15 protein-coding genes are annotated in these 17,425 nt (G+C 37.4%); 8 read left to right on the forward strand and 7 right to left on the reverse strand.

Features of this window, described 5'->3' with window-relative positions; translation table 11 throughout:
• Window positions 1–287 precede the first annotated feature (287 nt).
• Complete coding sequence (locus SLH51_RS11350; RefSeq protein ID WP_335961374.1) at window positions 288–1,070, forward strand: Cof-type HAD-IIB family hydrolase; 783 nt, start codon at window positions 288–290, stop codon at window positions 1,068–1,070.
• A 212-nt stretch (window positions 1,071–1,282) separates the two neighbouring features.
• Window positions 1,283–2,572 carry a glycoside hydrolase family 18 protein gene (locus SLH51_RS11355; RefSeq protein ID WP_335961375.1) on the forward strand — a complete coding sequence of 430 codons (1,290 nt, stop codon included), beginning with the start codon at window positions 1,283–1,285 and terminating at the stop codon, window positions 2,570–2,572.
• 121 nt (window positions 2,573–2,693) lie between these two features.
• Here SLH51_RS11355 and SLH51_RS11360 read toward each other — a convergent pair whose 3' ends face one another.
• Window positions 2,694–4,487, reverse strand: coding sequence for an ABC transporter substrate-binding protein (locus tag SLH51_RS11360; RefSeq protein ID WP_335961376.1), 1,794 nt, complete (start codon window positions 4,485–4,487; stop codon window positions 2,694–2,696).
• A gap of 319 nt (window positions 4,488–4,806) precedes the next feature.
• Here SLH51_RS11360 and bioB point away from each other — a divergent pair, with 319 nt between their 5' ends.
• The 3 genes from bioB to SLH51_RS11375 all read left to right on the forward strand — a co-directional run bounded on the left by bioB (window position 4,807) and on the right by SLH51_RS11375 (window position 9,750).
• Window positions 4,807–5,817, forward strand: coding sequence for a biotin synthase BioB (gene bioB / locus SLH51_RS11365; protein WP_335961377.1), 1,011 nt, complete (start codon window positions 4,807–4,809; stop codon window positions 5,815–5,817).
• A 97-nt stretch (window positions 5,818–5,914) separates the two neighbouring features.
• Window positions 5,915–6,307 (forward strand): thiol-disulfide oxidoreductase DCC family protein, encoded by a 393-nt coding sequence (locus SLH51_RS11370; protein WP_335961378.1) that lies wholly within the window; start codon window positions 5,915–5,917, stop codon window positions 6,305–6,307.
• Between the two features lie 1,346 nt (window positions 6,308–7,653).
• On the forward strand, window positions 7,654–9,750 hold the full coding sequence (locus SLH51_RS11375) for a peptidoglycan D,D-transpeptidase FtsI family protein (protein WP_335961379.1): 2,097 nt from the start codon (window positions 7,654–7,656) through the stop codon (window positions 9,748–9,750).
• A 63-nt stretch (window positions 9,751–9,813) separates the two neighbouring features.
• Here the strand turns inward: SLH51_RS11375 and SLH51_RS11380 are convergent, their stop codons facing one another.
• Window positions 9,814–10,380 carry an LOG family protein gene (locus SLH51_RS11380; protein ID WP_335961380.1) on the reverse strand — a complete coding sequence of 189 codons (567 nt, stop codon included), beginning with the start codon at window positions 10,378–10,380 and terminating at the stop codon, window positions 9,814–9,816.
• A 208-nt stretch (window positions 10,381–10,588) separates the two neighbouring features.
• Here SLH51_RS11380 and SLH51_RS11385 point away from each other — a divergent pair, with 208 nt between their 5' ends.
• A complete protein-coding gene (locus tag SLH51_RS11385) occupies window positions 10,589–11,401 on the forward strand; it encodes an ABC transporter ATP-binding protein (protein ID WP_335961391.1) in 813 nt (270 codons plus the stop codon).
• A gap of 78 nt (window positions 11,402–11,479) precedes the next feature.
• Here the strand turns inward: SLH51_RS11385 and SLH51_RS11390 are convergent, their stop codons facing one another.
• From SLH51_RS11390 to SLH51_RS11410, 5 genes are all read right to left on the reverse strand, one after another.
• Window positions 11,480–11,983, reverse strand: coding sequence for a cupin domain-containing protein (locus SLH51_RS11390; protein ID WP_335961381.1), 504 nt, complete (start codon window positions 11,981–11,983; stop codon window positions 11,480–11,482).
• 177 nt (window positions 11,984–12,160) lie between these two features.
• Window positions 12,161–12,433, reverse strand: a complete 273-nt coding sequence (locus SLH51_RS11395) for a DUF4363 family protein (RefSeq protein ID WP_335961382.1) — start codon at window positions 12,431–12,433, stop codon at window positions 12,161–12,163.
• A 125-nt stretch (window positions 12,434–12,558) separates the two neighbouring features.
• Window positions 12,559–13,287 (reverse strand): DUF421 domain-containing protein, encoded by a 729-nt coding sequence (locus SLH51_RS11400; RefSeq protein ID WP_335961383.1) that lies wholly within the window; start codon window positions 13,285–13,287, stop codon window positions 12,559–12,561.
• Window positions 13,288–13,549: 262 nt separating this feature from the next.
• A complete protein-coding gene (locus SLH51_RS11405) occupies window positions 13,550–13,888 on the reverse strand; it encodes a YolD-like family protein (protein ID WP_335961384.1) in 339 nt (112 codons plus the stop codon).
• Window positions 13,885–15,114, reverse strand: a complete 1,230-nt coding sequence (locus tag SLH51_RS11410) for a DNA polymerase IV (protein WP_335961385.1) — start codon at window positions 15,112–15,114, stop codon at window positions 13,885–13,887. Before SLH51_RS11410 ends, SLH51_RS11405 begins: the two co-directional genes overlap by 4 nt.
• A 287-nt stretch (window positions 15,115–15,401) precedes the next feature.
• Between SLH51_RS11410 and SLH51_RS11415 the strand changes: the two genes are divergently transcribed.
• A complete protein-coding gene (locus SLH51_RS11415; protein WP_335961386.1) occupies window positions 15,402–15,992 on the forward strand; it encodes a polysaccharide deacetylase family protein in 591 nt (196 codons plus the stop codon).
• Window positions 15,993–16,134: 142 nt separating this feature from the next.
• The gene (locus SLH51_RS11420) at window positions 16,135–17,208 is read left to right on the forward strand and encodes a polysaccharide deacetylase family protein (RefSeq protein ID WP_335961387.1); all 1,074 of its coding nucleotides are present in this window, start codon (window positions 16,135–16,137) and stop codon (window positions 17,206–17,208) included.
• Window positions 17,209–17,425: the final 217 nt, after the last annotated feature.

A 17,425-nucleotide genomic window follows, 5' to 3' on the forward strand; every position in this document is an offset into this window, starting at 1 on the left:
CAAAAAGGGCCGGTCTTGTCCTTTTTGCTCTAACTCGAAGCTATGAGCGAAGCCGCTACAGGGTGTTAAGCTTCTAGGAGTGGGTTTCTCCTAGAAGCGCGTAGCGAGAGAAGCCATAGCCCGCACTTAAGTGCAATAAGCAAAAAGGGCCGGTCTTGTCCTTTTTGCTCTAACTCGAAGCCGCTATATTATGTGTGATGAAATAAGATGAGTGAAATACATTCGAATTACGTGTATGATGACTATGTGATATCCAATTGAAAAATATGTTAAAAAGGAGTTTGATTATGACTGAGAAAAGCATTGTATTCTTTGATATAGACGGGACATTATTAGACCATCAAAAAAACTTGCCAGCTACGACGAAAGAAGCGATTTTCACGTTAAAGGACGAAGGTCATGAAGTGGCAATTGCAACAGGACGTGCGCCATTTATGTTTGCAGATTTGCGTAAAGAGCTCGGAATTGATACATTTGTAAGCTATAATGGGCAATATGTGGTATTTAGAGGAGAAGTTTTGTTTGAAAACCCATTAAATAATGCGGCATTACAATCTATAACTGACATGTCAGTGGCTAATAACCATCCAATTGTTTACATGGATCATGAAGATATGAAAGCAAATGTTCCTCATCATGACTTTATTGTTGAAAGCATCGGTACGTTGAAAGTTGAGCACTTTCCAACACATGATCCCGATTACTTTAAAGGGCGCAACATCTATCAATCCTTATTGTTTTGTGAAGAAAATGAAGAGACATCTTATGAGAAGGAATATAGTGAGTTTGACTTTGTGAGGTGGCATCCGTTGTCTGTAGACGTAATTCCAGCAGGAGGATCAAAGGCAATTGGGATTGGGAAAATCACTAAAAAACTTGGTCTAGCAAAAGAAAATCAGTATGCTTTTGGAGATGGATTAAATGATATAGAGATGCTGCGTGAGATTACAAACAGTGTTGCAATGGGGAATGCACATCCATTAGCAAAAGAGGCAGCAAAGCATGTAACAACTGATGTTGACAAAGATGGAATTTTACAAGGGTTACAAATGGTCGGATTACTAAAATAGAAGGTAAATCGTTTGCTTAGGCTGCTCGAGAAAAAATCTCAGCAGCCTTTTTTAAAGCTGTGCCTGTTTCATCATCTTGATAATGTCTGAGGTGGGGTATTCCAATTGTATATTTGAGAATGTCCTTTTTATTTCCTTATAGGCAGGCACTCATTTCTTGATCTTTGAATATTGTTGAAAGAAACAATAATCAAGTTTAGGAGGATGAGGTCGTGGAAATTCATGTTGTTGCCCCTGGAGAATCGTTATGGAGCATTGCTCAAATTTATAATGTAGGGTATCAAGTTATTGTTAATGCAAATCAGCTTCCCAATCCTGATCAACTCGTTGTCGGTCAAGCGATTGTGATCCCTACTACTGATCGTTTGCATTGGATTGAACCTGGTGAAACTCTTTGGAGAGTGAGTCAACGCTATCAAGTGTCTGTTAACGATCTTTTAAAGATTAACTATATAGAATATCCGGAAAATCTACCTGTTGGATACAGGCTGAATATCCCGAACGAGTATAGACAAAAGCCATCAGTAGATGTGGGTGCGTATGTTGATTTAGGAATCACAGGTGAAGAATCACCACAATTTGTCGATGAGGTAGGCGAATATTTAACTTATTTGCAAATTTTTAGTTATGAACTGAACGCAGATGGGACCCTTACGTCACTTAACGATCAGGCGATTATTAATGCTGCTTATGCGGATCGAGTTGTTCCGTTAATGGTTATTACAAATCTTGAAGATGGTGGATTTAGTACCGATCTAGTTACAACAGTTCTTCAAAACGAAGAGTTACAAGATCGCTTACTTGATGAAGCGATCGCTATTATGGACGAAAAAGGATATTTAGGATTGGATTTTGATTTAGAATATTTAGGAGCCAAAAATCGTGAACAATACAATCAACTAATGAGAAAAGCGCGTGAACGGTTGGATGAAAGGGGCTATCTATTGTCAAGTGCTCTCGCTCCAATTGTGGAACCAGGTATGGTAGGTGTCCTGTATGAGGGGCATGATTATGCGACACATGGGGAAATTGCTGACTTTGTCTTTTTAATGACTTACGAATGGGGCTGGACGGGAGGTCCGCCAATGGCGGTTGCACCAATTAACCAAGTTAGAAGAGTCATTGAATATGCAGCCTCGGTTATGCCTAATGATAAAATCATGATGGGAATTCCTCTTTATGGTTACGATTGGACATTGCCATTTGTAGAAGGAGAAACGAGGGCAAGGGCGATTGATCACCAAGAAGCGATTCGTTTAGCCGCTACGTATAATGCTGAAATTGAATACGATGAAGAAGTCGCGGCTCCTCATTTTACGTATTATGATGAAGAAGGTTTGCAGCATGAAGTGTGGTTTGAAGATGCACGTAGTATTCAAGCAAAATTTGATCTCGTGAAAGAGCTTGGGTTACGTGGGTTTTATTATTGGGTTTTAGGCTGGGATTTCCCGCAAAATTGGTTATTGATTAATGAAAACTTTAATGTGAATAAACGCATCTAACATATAGGGAGCTTCCCCCGAATGAACTAACTTTATATAATGCTTAAGAAGTAATATAAACATTATTATTGGTTAGCTTAACGGGGGCTACTTTTGTTTTAGAAATCTTACTATCATCGTATTAATCGTTTGATTTTCCTAATTTATACCAAAGCTTTTGGTAATTTAGCTGGTTATAATGGTTCAGCTCGATACCTTCTAACTTATCATCGGCTTCGATAGTAATGTTTATTTTCCGTTGATAGAGAAAAATAACATAGTAATGATCGAATAGAAACGACTCTACTTGTCTCATTTGTTGATATGCGATTTCGGTCGATTCTGCATGACGTACATCTGCTAGCATGAAATCAAGGTGCCTTTTCACATCATAAGACAATGTATTACGTATAATACTAGTAGAAGAGGAAAGAGCATTTAACATGGAAACAAGGTGATTTTCGGTTAAATTCATTCCTGAGATAATTAAATCTGTCTGTTTTAGATGTTGTTTCATAGCTGCTAAGTCGTGAATAGTTACAATCGTTGTATTTAGAGTAATGCCTAATTGTCTAAAATACTTAGTTAGTCTTTCTAATTCAAAACCAAAGTCATTCTCGTGTTCAAAGCAAATGAACGAAAGAGTTAGTGTCGTAACTCCTTTTTTTTGAAGCCATTTTTTGGCTTTTTTTATTTTCGATTGCTGTCTCAAGTCATTTGTTGTCTCATCGAAAAAGCTGTCAGGAAACGAGACGTCATGATGGGGATGACCTTGAAAAAGCTTCGGTCGATCAAGAGAATAAGACAGCATTTTTTTGAATTTTGGATGGGTATGGATTCCTTCTCTTTGATGATTGACAACTAAATATATGCCACCTAGTTCTGGTTGAACCCATTTATATTGCTTTATGGAATTTGAGTAATGTTTGGCAATTCGATACTTCACCTCTTTCTTACGTGAAACAGGCGAAGTAGGAATATGAAATAACTCTATCTTGTCTAATAATGGTTGGTAACCAAAATAGTTGGAGAAAGATTCAAGAATAATGTATCCCTTTTCATGTTTGTTCACCTTATAAGGACCATTTCCAATTGGATGGTTGCGAAACGAATCCGGATTCTTTTTAAAGGTACTAACAGGTATAATCATTGATTTATAATCAGTAAATAAGTGTAAAAGCAATGGAGTAGGTTTTGATAAATAAAGCTCAATCACTGTAGGTGAGGGAGTCTCTATTTTCTCAATTTCATCAAATATACAAACCTTCCATCCATCTAGTGGATATTCCCTCCAGAATTCGATATTCTCTTTAATTACTTCTGAAGTTAATAGACTTCCATCGTGAAAGTAAACACCTTTTCGTAAATAAAAACGCCATACGAGGCCGTCTTCAAAAGATGCCCAATCGTGAGCGATCTCAGGAATGAAGGAGTTCGTTTTATTATCATACCGGAGCAGACGATTAAAGATTTGCTCACCTAAATGTTTCTCATAGTTTGTTGACATCTCAAGAGGAACAAATGTATGAATAGGATGGTAGTAAGGATAGCGAAGAACATCTAGACCTTCTTCGTGTATATGGTTAGGAGTCCATTGGAAATGGTCTTCTAACGACTTAACAATGGAGGAATCTAATTCTTTTTGGTTTTCCATCCACTTGAACGCGTTTTCAATATCTCCATTTTCTATCATAGACTTGACATTTTGTTTTTCGAGCTCATGTGGATCTACTAAAAAAGTGAGAGTAGAAACTTTTCCTCGTCCCGGATTTGGTTGCCAGGAAATCCATTCATTGTTTTGCATATTTTTAATAAGCGTCTTTGCATGTCGATCTGTACAACAGAATTCAGCAGCTAATTCTTGAATATAAACATTTGCGGTTTTAGGTCCCCATTTTGAATAAAGGGTGAAATAATGATTCTCTAGCTTCGTCACTTTTTGTCCCCCTTTACTTAAAAAGATGATTAAAATTTTTAAAGAATTTCTGCTTGTTTCTTCTTTTTACCATAGATTGCAACCATAATCTAGGTTTTGCTTGTATTTTCTGAATTTGGTGGAGCAAAGGAGTGACTAAGAGGGGGGATATGAAACTTTGTTACTTATAACAACTGCTTATTTTAATGTTAATGCATTTGACAATTGCAGTTTACAATATTACTATTTATTTGTTAACTTAATATTTTTATAGGTTGACATTCGTGGTGACGCTCCGTGATGATACATACAGAGTTTATATAAAAGTGGAGGTATGAAAATGAATCAATGGACAGAACTGGCCAAACGAGTATTAAAAGAAGAAGAAGTAACAGATGCGGAGGCGCTTTCAATTTTAGAGTGTCCTGACGATGAAATTCTATTACTTATGCATGCGTCATTTCAAATTCGAAAGCACTATTATGGAAAGAAAGTGAAATTGAATATGATCATGAATGCAAAATCTGGACTTTGTCCTGAAAATTGTGGTTATTGTTCGCAATCGTCCATTTCAGAAGCGGCGATTTCTTCCTATAAAATGGTGACAACAGAGACGCTGTTGGAAGGGGCAAAGAGAGCTCACGATTTGAATGTAGGAACCTACTGTATCGTAGCAAGTGGCAGGGGTCCATCCAACAAGGAAGTTGATCAAGTAGTAGATGCTGTTAAAGAAATTAAAGATACGTATGGGTTGAAGGTTTGTGCCTGTCTTGGGCTGTTAAAGCCAGAACAAGCCACGAAATTAAAAGAAGCAGGGGTTGACCGTTATAACCATAATATCAATACATCTAAAAGCAATCACCTAAACATTACAACATCACATACGTATGATGACCGCGTGAATACAGTAGAAGTTGCTAAAAGTTCAGGGATGTCTCCTTGTTCTGGTGTCATTATAGGGATGAAGGAAACGAAGCAAGATGTCGTCACGATGGCGCGAAGTTTAAAAATACTAAATGCCGATTCCATTCCTGTTAATTTCTTGCACGCTATTGACGGTACACCTTTAGAAGGAGTAAATGAGTTGACTCCACTTTATTGCTTAAAAGTGTTGGCCTTGTTCCGGTTTATTAATCCTACAAAAGAAATTCGTATTTCAGGTGGACGTGAAGTCAACCTCCGCTCATTACAATCACTTGGATTATATGCTGCCAATTCAATTTTTGTTGGTGATTACTTAACAACTGCAGGACAAGAGGGAACAGAAGATCATAAAATGTTAATCGATTTAGGGTTTGAAGTTGAGACAGTAGAGGAAATGAGAGAGAGTTTAATAGCGAAAGAGAAATAAGCTTTTAGGAAGGGGAATATAGTTGAAATGCGTGTGTGATTATTTACAGCGCGTTTTCTTTCTTCTATGATTGAGTTAGAGAGCAGGTGAGGCATAGATGGGGCAAATTATTTTATTTGATGGCGTTTGTCATTTCTGTCAGGGGAGTGTGCAATTCATTCTGAAGCGAGATTCTACTTGCACGTTTTCTTTTGCATCATTACAAGGAAATACTGGAAAAGAACTGATCAAACAATACAATATAGGCGAGGATTTAAATAGCTTGGTTTTAATCGATGAAGATTTGTACTATGTGAAATCGGATGCCGTTTTACGAATATGCTCAAAATTAAGAATGCCATGGAAGCTTCTTTCGGTCGTACGTATTGTACCTCGTCCAATAAGAGATCTTATCTATGATCTAGTCGCTAATAATCGATATAAATGGTTTGGCAAAAAAGAGATATGTACGATCCCGTCTGCAGAGATGAGGAAGAGATTTTTGGATTAAGGGGCTGTCTCATAAGTTATAAAAGAGTTGGCAATGGCTTCGGAGGTGTCCCAAAAGGTTAAAACCAGACTAAACTGTATCCTATAGAGTGGACACTGATAAAAAGGTCTACCTATAGGGTACCTTTTTTATTTGATCGTCTTCCAATTTATTTACATTTATTTTACATTTTTTTACTGATTTTGTTTATGATAATAATACAACTTACAGTAAAAGAGGTTATTTTATGCACTTAGCATTAGCGCTCATATTGTTTTATCTAAATATAAAAAAGAAAAATTATCATAACATTAGAATATATTTCCCTAATATTTTTTATGTTGTTTTGTTAATGCACTGTATTATTACTTTTTTAAACATTACCTTCTTTGGGAAATGAAATCACCTTTTTTAAAAGTAAAAGTCGTTCGCGCTTTGTATATTTTCTTCATCATGCCTCATGTGATCCTTTTGTATTTATCCGAGTTTCCTAGAGGGATTTCTAAGCAAATTATTTATATTTTAAAATGGGTAGGTGTCTCTTCTTTTCTTGAATTTATTGTTTGGAGAAAATCAAAAGCGATTACTTTTCAGCATGGGTGGACGATTGCATGGTCAATTAGTGTATATATGAAAATGTATACATTTAGTTATCTTCTTACTCATAAGCCACGCTTTGTTTTGAATGCTTCTCTTCTCTCGCTCATTTGGTTTATCTATATTTTTAAACCGCCTTTTAGCACAGGTTTTTTTGAAGGGCCAGTTTTGAAATATATAAAACGTTTTACATGTTCTAAATATAGAATTAAATCAATTGTGCTTAGATTGGAGAAATAAATTAACGTGAAGTGGGTTAACACAATACTATGTCATAAAAATGTCTTATGTATCACTGTTTGATGCAATGATGATGAAATATCAAATTGTGAAGAAAACAAAAGCTAGTTTAGTTTCAACAATTTTCTTTCATTAAGGATTGTTATTTCCTTACCATTTTTATCATTGGTATATGAAGACAAACAAAATGAAAGCGCTATCTATCATTTATCTCATGGAAATGAGTGCAAGAATTTGAACTGCCTTTTTTGAAAGAGTTTCATTTTCACGCTTTTTAATGTATGTATGAATACCCTAAACATAAAAATTTACAAAAAATCCTAAAAATCTATGGGGTATTATGTTAAAATAGTCTGCATGATACATAGTTTCGGTATTTTATTCCATATGCTTTTTTGAAATAGTGCTAAATGGTACATAGTATGTCAGTGAAGTGCAATTTAGTGATTAAATGGGCATCTAGATAGTAGTATTGGGGCAGCAGTGTAGCAGTGAGTGATAATATGTACGTTGACAAAGGTGTGAATGGCATGAAAAAAAAGAACAAGCAAAAGAAAAAGAACCATTTAACGTTTCGTTTAAATGTACTTTTTTTTGTTGTATTTCTATTGTTTTCTGGTTTGATTCTTCGGTTAGGATTTGTGCAAATTGTTGAAGGGGAAAGTTTTGTTAGTGAGCTTGCTTCCACAACGAATTCAACGGCTCGTATTGATGCGCCAAGAGGAGTTATGTACGACCGTTTTGGAAATGTTGTAGTAGATAATCAATTGGAGTTATCCGTAACCTATACAAATCCATCTAGAACGACAAAAGCGCAAACAATGCTTGATATCGCAAAAGATTTAGAACCGTTAATTGATATTGACACAGATCGAGTAATTGAACGTGATATTCGTGATTACATATTAATTAATATGACAGAAAAAGAGCGCTATGAGCTTGTTAGTCGAGAAGAAAGAAGTAAGTTAGAGAGCGCTTCCGAGGAGTATCAATTGGAGGTTGAATCGATTCCTCAAGAGCAAATTGATTCAATTTCAGAAAAGGATCTGCGTGTGTTAGCGATTTTCCGTGAGATGGCAAGAGGGTATGCAAACTCACCACAACGAATTAAACAACGGATTACTGAAGAAGAAGCACATGTAATCAGTGAGAATTTGGATCGTCTACCTGGAATTGATATTTTGAGAGACTCTAGTCGTTCTTATCCATACGGTGATGCATTTCGTAGCTTTTTTGGATCCACTAGTACAATTCCTCGTGAAAAGCTGGACTATTATTTATCAAGAGGATATGACCGTTCAGACTTAGTAGGGACAAGTTTTTTAGAAGCTCAATATGAGGAAGCATTACGTGGGAAAAAGGCAGTTGTGGAGAGTATAATGGAGAGACAAGGAAGTAAGACGATTGATAAAGAAGTAAAAGAACGTCTTGGACAACGAGGGAATGATCTTGTTTTAACAATTGATATGGAGCTTCAACAAAAGCTTGAGGACATTGTCGAATATGAAGTGCGTAAAACAGGCTATTCATATATTAAGGATCGTTCTGCATATGCGGTGTTGATGAACCCGCGTACGGGAGATATTTTAGCGATGGCTGGATTTACTGGTGAAGGGGAACTCCGAACTGATCATATTGGGAATGTGAACAATATGTATGAAATGGGATCGTCGGTAAAGGCAGCTTCAGTCTTAACTGGTTTTCAATCAGGTGTTGCACAACCCGGCACAAGTTTTAATGATAGACCGATTATTTTACCAAGTACGGAACCAAAAAAGTCATGGAGAACGTTCGGTTGGCTTGATGATCGACGTGCTCTTGAACAATCCTCAAACGTCTACATGTTTGAAATAGGAATGCGAATGGCTAATTGTCATTATACGGCTCCAAATACTCGATGTGGCTGGACTACTGGTTCCATCGATCGAGCTTATAACGAAGTTCGAAATAGCTTTAGTCAGTTTGGGCTAGGTACAGAAACAGGAATTGACTTACCATCTTATTCATCTGGGCTCATAGGCGGAAGTGAAATCCCAGGGAATTTACTGGATTTAATGATCGGACAGTATGATAACTATACTCCTCTCCAATTAGCTCAGTATATCGCAACAGTTGCTAATGATGGCTATCGAATGGAGCCAAGGTTAGTGCGTGAAATTAGAGAGCCATCAACGAATCCAAATGAACAAGGCGCGATCATTCAAAAGTTCGAACCGAAAATTTTAAATCGAGTCGATATGAGTGATGCGCATATTAACCGTGTTCAACAAGGGCTACGGGATGTAATGACACGTGGAACAGCAAGTGGAATGTTTGCCAACGCACCTTACCAACCTGCTGGAAAAACAGGAACAGCCGAGGTGACTGTAACGGTTGGTCAAGGGGAGAATCGTCGCTCAATAGCTGGAAATACGCAATCTTTGGTTGGTTATGCGCCGTATAACAATCCTGAAATTGCTTTTGCAGTTATCGTTCCAGATATCAAACTAGATAGCAGGGGTGGTAGAGCGGGAGTTGCTCAAGAAATTTCGAAAAAAGCGCTTGAAGCGTATTTTGATTTACAAGACGTACGGAATGGTCCTACGCCTGTTGATGAACCAATTTTAGAAGAAATCAATATAGATTAAATGGAAAGAGAGTCTCCAAGGTGACATACCATGTGAGACTCTCTTTAATTATAGTCGTATTTGTCAATCCCACTTACTCAGATACTTTGGTGTAAATTGCTCCATCTTTGTCAGCAGTTCATCTGGACAGTCGGAAATAATTAGCTGATCTAAGAACTCTGCCTTTAGAAAGCCTTCTGTTGTCATATGTTCTAAAAGAGATAGCAATTTATCATAAAAACCATTGGGATTAAAAACTCCAATCGGCTTATGATGGTAGCCAATCTGTTGCCATGTAAGAGCTTCGGCCAACTCTTCTATTGTTCCAATTCCTCCGGGGAGGGCGATGAACCCGTCTGCTAATTCATACATTTTCGCTTTTCTTTGATGCATGTCATCAACAATAATAAGATCAGTTAATTGAACATGTTGAACATTTTCATGAATTTTTTTCGGGATGACGCCTACAACTTCTCCATGCCTCTGTAACACATAGCGAGCAAGTTCACCCATTAAACCAGCGTTGCCACCACCGTAAACGAGATTAATCTTATTTGTTACGAGTGCTTGAGCAAATTGGTGAACTTCTTTCGTGTAGCTTGCATCATTTCCGAAACTTGACCCACAAAACACACAAATATTCTTAAACATCTTTTTCCCACCATTCTAGTAAATTCTCCATTATAAAATAGTAATCGAAAGGAACTGATTTGTAAATTGTGGTAAAAGTTTTAGTTATCTGAATTTTTCTTAGGTTGAATTTTCCTTTTGCATGAAATGAAAAAACGAAGGGGGAAAATGATTGTTTAAGTCGAATCTTAGGTTAATATATGGAATTTTATATAGGAGGAGAATGATGATAGAAAAAATTGTATCATTAAAAGATGTATTGTGGAAAAGAGATGGAAAGACAATTTTACATAATATTACGTGGGACGTATCCCTTCATGAACATTGGGTCATTTTAGGGTTGAATGGATCTGGAAAAACGTCGATATTAAATTTGCTGACAGGGTACCAATGGGTATCTCAAGGAGAAGTTCATGTCCTTGGTCAGAAGTTTGGCCAGACGAATATACCCGAACTTCGTAAATCAATTGGTTGGGTTAGTTCTGCTGTTGATGAAAGGTATGCAACACGGGGGCAAGACACAGCGCTTGAGGTTGTCTTAAGTGGGAAGCATGCATCAATTGGATTGTATGAAGAAATCACAGAAGTTGATATTCGACGTGCGAAACAGTTGCTTGTCAAGTTGAAAATCGAGAGGTTGACAGATCAACGGTTTGTGACACTATCACAAGGGCAAAAAAGAAGAGTCATTATCGCTCGAGCTTTAATGCCATCACCGAAAATTCTTATTTTAGATGAACCTTGCAATGGGTTGGATTTGTACTCAAGGGAACAGTTGCTAGAGACGATTCAACAGTTAGCCACAGCGAAGGAGGGACCGACACTTCTATATGTAACTCATCATATTGAAGAAATGGTGCCTGCGATTTCACATGCTCTTTTGCTAAACAGCGGGACGATCGTTGCGAAAGGAGATAAGCATTCAACGTTAACCGAAAAGAATTTAGAACAGACGTATCAACTTCCTGTTTCCATCGACTGGAAGGATGAACGACTATGGGTGAGTATCAAGTCAAGCGAATCCGCTGCACTAGATCAGTAGATGATAGAGATCTAACTTTACAAGAAAAATGAGCAATGGGGGGATATCCATTGCTCAAATTGCTTTTCTTAACATGGTTTAGTTGAACTCTGGTAATGTCTCGTAGGCCATTTTTTTTATGATTTCTTCATGCTGTGGATAGTCTTTTAGAAGTTCCTTCTGTGTAAAGAGCTCGAAGTCTTCATATTCAAAGCCTGGTGACACCATACATCCTACAAGTGAAAACGTGCCTTGCCCAGATAATGAAGATCCGAAGATCGCATTTTTAGGAACCAATACTTGTGGAACCTCTCCTTTATCGAGGTTTAATCCAAGACGTGCTTCTTCATACTCTCCATTTTCATGTATGATATGAACTGATAGTGAGCTACCTGCATGAAAATACCAAAGTTCATCTGACTGTAAACGATGAAAGTGTGAAACATCACCGGTACGCAACAAAAAGTAAATGCTTGTATATAGCATTCTCGCTTTACTTTGAATTTCCTCGTCTGATCTAAAAGACCGCTTAAAAAAGCCCCCCTCTGGATGAGCCTCCAAATTAAGATGCTGAATCCAATAATCAGCTTGATTTTGATTCATAATAAACCCTCATTTCTCATATGTACTCTCTTCAGTAAACCAAAAGGAAACAAAAGAATCAATAAGGAAGCTAATGGAATGACTTTTTTTCTCTTTTGACATCTCCTTGACATATTTATGCTATTATACTAACAACTGTAATCACGAAGACAAATAATAGAAAAAAGATGCAAAGTTCTAACTGAAGTTAGCCCATAGTTCATAAAAATAATAAATTTCTACTAAGGCACTGTTTTTGTCCTGTCCTTTTATTGATCCTTCAATTCGAGAGAGGAGGCCACTTATTTCGTACATGGTTTCCCTTTCAACACTGTATTGAATTCGCTTTGATATAATATTCCATGCAGTTTTAGCGTTTGCATGTTCACGCTGTGCCTCGTCCCAGTGATTTTCTTTGACATGAGATTCAATATTTTGCATGAATTTTTCTAGCTGGTCATCGTCGTTCATAGGTTCTTTCAGCCAACTGCCACTAATCATTAAGGTGAAAGTTAGTAGGATGAACGAGATAGGAATTGTATAAAAGAGTATTTTTCTCAAAGCGTATTCACGTTCCTTTGTTAAAATCGAATTTGTTAGTAGGGCCCTTCATAGTCACTGATGTCATTGGTATTTGAGACATGATCTTCCACTGGATCTACATAAAGTGAATCATTCGGTAAGATAGCAGCATAGGAAACTTTTGCTAAGTCATCAAATCCTTTCTTGTTGAGTTGTGCTTGTACCCAGGTGAGATCTTTGCCACGTTGTTGGATATTTTGTTGTAATATGACTCCGTCGACGATAATTTCAGTTGTTAATTTGGCACGGGTAATGGGGATATGTAAATCTTTTTTTTGTACGTATTGAAATTCGCTTTTTCGTAGAACAGATAATGTTCCGTCTGGCTCTAATAACGCAACCTCGACTTCAGTAGGATCAAAGGTGCTTTTGCTACGCAGTTGAACCATTAGTTCATCTCTTGTAACGCGGGTTTTCTTTAAGTTGTTCTCTAATATTTTCCCATCTTCAATAACGGTAACAGGTTCTCCATCAATGACCTTTGATAAATAACGATATTTTATATTGATGTATTGTAGGATCAAAGTGAAAGCGATGAAAACAGTTAGGGCAATCCAATGGGTTAACGCTTTTGAAGAAACATCCGTGGCCATTGTTCCAGCAATGGAACCAATCGTAATGCCATTGATATAGTCAAACATAGTCAGGTTTCCAATTTGTTGCTTTCCAATTAACCGAGCATAGATGAGAAGGGTGAAAAATGTTATGATTGCTCTCACGATTACTACAAGTGCCTCGTTCATTTGATCCCCCAAGTAGTGTTTGTATTAATGTAATTATTTCCATATTAGCTTTTATTATGTAGCTTTTTATTTTTTGGGAGGATCCTTACAAAAAAGAAAAGCAAAAAGCGTCTGTGAATTAACAGTGTGTTAATTCTTAGAAGTGTGAACTGCTTAATTGTTGCTCGGACATCTATGGTTCTAGTATGTTATGTGAGATTTAAAGGGAGCTATGCAACTATGAGAAAGGCAATTCGTTCCAAGCACGAATTAACAAGTCGTACTATTGCCTTGCTACCGATTTTAAGCAGTCAATTGCGATGGTTCTAATTTCTTCGCTCATTTTTAATTTGAGCTTTTTTGATGACCAATCAAATTTATCGACAGTACCAACAAGGTTGTGTAGAATTCCATCTTCCCAATAGGTTACGTGCACATTGAGCTCATGCTTCAGTGAATCCATGACAATGATGCCGATTTCTTCGAGCTCCTGTTCATCTAATTGGGGTTTCTTGACCTTCTTTAATTGTTGTTTCCTATCTAGTAGTGCTTCTTTGTGCTCAGGCAAAAACATTCTGCTGCTTTCCCAAAGAAGATTTCCACGCTGTAAATGTTGACTCATTTATAATGCCCTCCTATCTTTTGTGCGCGTTCAAAGGCTTGGCCTGCCTTTGTTAACGAGGAAGCTCGAATAAGCGCCGTTGTGCCATACCTTTCTTTAATTCCATCCATTACATAGCCAAGGTCTACTTTTTTATTTCGGGCTGTGTCAAATAAACTAAGCTGCAGTTCATTATCATGACATAGTTTAGTAAGGCTAACACTGAGTTTTCTAATTGGATTTTGATCCCAAAATTGAAGAAAGAGCCCCTCAGCCAGGCGAAAAACATCCATTACGTAGTTGGTTGGTTCATATAATGTCGCTTGTCGATGGAAGCCAGTTTTTATTTCATAACTTGCCCCGCTTACACTAACGGTTACGGTTTGCCCCATGACCTTGGACTTGCGCGCCCTCATACAAACTTCTTCACATAGTTCAAGAAGAACGACGCGAATTTCAGCCAGGCTTATGTAATCACGTGGGAGTGTCATCCCGTGACCGATTGCTTTTTGACCATCGTGAGAAGCCGTCGTGACCGGCGATAAATCGTCTCCATTAGCCGTCATCCAAAGAACATGACCGTTAATGCCCCATTGATCTTTTAGACGTGGAAGAGGAACAGCTGCTAATTGTCCGATTGTACGAATTCCCATATTCCGTAAGTGGCTAGCCATTCTTCCGCCTACTCCAAACATCTTCTCAACAGGGAGTTGCCATAAGGTCTGTTCAAGTTCCTCTTTTTTTAACCAAAAGATTCCTGTTTTGTTTTTCTTTGAAAAGTTGTCACAAGCCATCTTCGCTAAAACTTTATTTTCTCCAATCCCAATCCTTGCTCGAACTTTTGTGCTTCTCCAAATCTCTTGTTGAATTTTTTTGGCTATTTCAAGTGGTGGACCAAATAACATTTGACTGCCTGTCACATCAATGAATTGTTCATCAATTGAATAAGGCTCGACTAAGTCGGTATACTCTTCTAAAATATTGGTAATCTCGACTGAAGTCGTAATATAGTCTTGCATTTTAGGAGGAACGACAACTAAATCAAGACATTTTTGCTCAGCTTCCCATAAACGTTCGCCGTTTTTTATACCACTTTTTTTCGCAAGAGGACAGGCAGCTAAAATAACACCTGAACGCCTTTTTGGATCTCCAGATACAACGAGTGGTTTATGTTGTAAATGAGGGGATCTTGCTTTTTCGATGGAAGCATAAAAAGATTGCATATCGACAAGGAAGATTGTTTTCATCGAACTTCACACTCCAGATAAGAACAAATGTTTGTGTTATTATTATATGCGAAAGTACGTTCTCTATTCAACATACATTTTGTGGAAAAGATGTTTGGTCAGGGTAGTAGAAAGAAGAAGCTAAGAAACTTGACTGTTTTTCCTTATCGGGATAAAAATGTGAGCAAGGAATGCTAAGTTAAAGAGAGAGTCATAAAATATACTAAGAGAGCAAGGTAAAGTGTTACGTAAAAATGAGGGAGGTATTACTAATGCGTAAAAGTCCATGAATTGTTACCCGTGAAGTTGTGTACAACTTCAAAGAGAAAGATGTTCTGACAAATGTGAAACACCGTGATGAAAAAGGGGTTGTTCTCACATTTGATGATGGTCCGAGCAAATATTTAGACAGGTTTCTTGATGTTTTAGCAAAAGAAGAAGTAGGAGCAGTCTTTTTTTGGCAATCACGTTTGCTTCATCATAAGAGATCGTGGAAGCGAGTATTAGAAGAGGGGCATGTTATAGGAACACACGCCCATAGTCACCCAAACCTTGTTAAGCTAGACTACAATGAACAAATGAAAGAAATCAATACAAGTAAAAAAATAATAGAAGACATCACGGGGCAACAGGTCCGCTATCTTCGACCGCCATTTGGACAGTATAACAAGGATACAATAACAGTCGCATCAAAATTGAAGGTAGAAATGGTTATGTGGGAAATTTCCTCATTTGATTGGGAGTTAAAACATCATCCTAACAAAATAGTTGAGAATGTCACAAGTCATGTTCAAGAAGGTTCGATTGTTCTTCTTCATGAACTTGAACAAACGCTTCATGCCTTGCCAACATTAATTAAAAAGATCAAAGAGAAGGGGTTCCAGTTCCAGACACTATAAAATGAAAAAGAGAAACATCAAGTAGCAAGAGGCTTAAAACATCGAATTAGTATGAAATCGTATAACGACACGGTATCTCTTAAATAATCCTCCTTAATTTGGAAAAGCTAACAAGTAACCATAAGCTAGGAGGAGGGACTTGATGTTAAATAGAAGAACAACTTTCTTAATTTTGTTCCTTTTTACCCTTCCAATGTACAATTTTAGTGCATATGCGCAAGAGTTGAAATTGCCAGAAGCACCTATTTTTATAGATCAACAATCATTTGAAACAAGATATATTATGAAAGGTGGGAATATACTTGTTCCTGCATTATTTCTAAAGCATACAGGGGTAAGAGTCGATTGGAATAAGTCGTTTCGCTCCGTTGTCTTTCGTTATAAAGATAGGCAAATTGCCTTGCCCGTAGGGAAAAGCTATTTTGACGACTATGGAAGTGCTACAGGAGTATGGAGGCGCTTACCTTTATCTACGAAAACAATACAATTTGATGGAGAAACGTTCGTCCCACTTATTGATGTTGTAAAAAAATTAGGGATGCAGGTATCGTATGAAGGAGAACGAACGTTTATAACAACAAATATCGACTCTCCAAAGGGTGCAATCTACAAAGGGGATTCAACTAAGAAACAAGTTGCACTAACATTTGACGATGGTCCAGATGATTACTATACCCCACAAATATTAGAAATATTGAAGGAGAAAGCTGTGCCAGCAACATTCTTTGTCGTCGGCAAAGAAGCGGAAGCGTTTCCGTATATGACGAGAAAAATTGTAAATGATGGCCATGGAATTGCCAATCATACATGGGGGCATCCTGTCCTTCCTCAAGTAACAACATCTGAATTAGTAGAAGAGATTCAATCAACACAACAAGTACTGCTTGAAACTGTTGGACGTGTGCCAGATTTAATTCGACCTCCATATGGTGCGGTTACGAAGTCAGATTTGCTAGTACTCAATGAAATGGGCTTAAGGGTGATCAAATGGTCAGTGGATACGATTGATTGGAGCGGGCAATCTGGAGACGAAATTTTAAATATTGTTCGCCGAGAGATTTCTCCTGGTGGAATTATTCTTCAGCATAACTTTCAAACAGATGAACGTCTACTAGACGGCACAATAGAAGCATTGCCGATAATTATTGATGAATTGCAGGGACGGGGATATCAGTTTGTTACAGTGCAAACACTATTAGAAAATCAGGAAAACTGAATGAACTTAGTAGAGAAGCCACGACCATAAAGATCCTCGAGGAAACGGAATTTCTCCGCTTGTTTAGCCTGCTATGAGATAACTCATAGCAGGCTAAAACGAAGCCACTGAAAAACTTACGTTTTTTTCAATTGAGCATAAAAAAAGGAGACCTCCATTCTATTTTGAATGGCAAGTCGCCTTTTTTGTTTTAATAATCTGGTATCTTCTTCACAAT

This window comes from Halalkalibacter kiskunsagensis (genome assembly GCF_037027555.1).
Classification (GTDB): domain Bacteria; phylum Bacillota; class Bacilli; order Bacillales; family Bacillaceae_D; genus Halalkalibacter; species Halalkalibacter kiskunsagensis.